This is a genomic window from Geodermatophilus sp. FMUSA9-8, assembly GCF_037034165.1.
GTDB classification, from domain to species: Bacteria; Actinomycetota; Actinomycetes; order Mycobacteriales; family Geodermatophilaceae; genus Geodermatophilus; species Geodermatophilus nigrescens.
In genome coordinates, this window is record NZ_JBAGKE010000031.1 from 1 (window position 1) to 269 (window position 269).

The window sequence follows — 269 nt, forward strand, 5'->3', positions numbered from 1 at the left end:
GAGCAGACGAACCTGCTGGCGCTGAACGCGACCATCGAGGCGGCGCGCGCCGGGGAGGCCGGCAAGGGCTTCGCCGTGGTCGCCAACGAGGTCAAGGAGCTGGCGCAGGAGACCGCGAAGGCGACGGAGGACATCGCGCGGCGGGTGCAGGCGATCCAGGGTGACACCACCGCGGCGGTGACGGCGATCGGGGAGATCAGCTCGATCGTCGCGCAGATCTCCGACCGGCAGACCACCATCGCCTCGGCGGTGGAGGAGCAGACGGCGAC

General features: G+C 71.4%; 1 protein-coding gene. It reads left to right on the plus strand.

Features of this window, described 5'->3' with window-relative positions:
• A partial coding sequence (locus tag WA616_RS24385) for a methyl-accepting chemotaxis protein (RefSeq protein WP_336033952.1) occupies positions 1-269 on the plus strand: 269 nt, incomplete at both ends.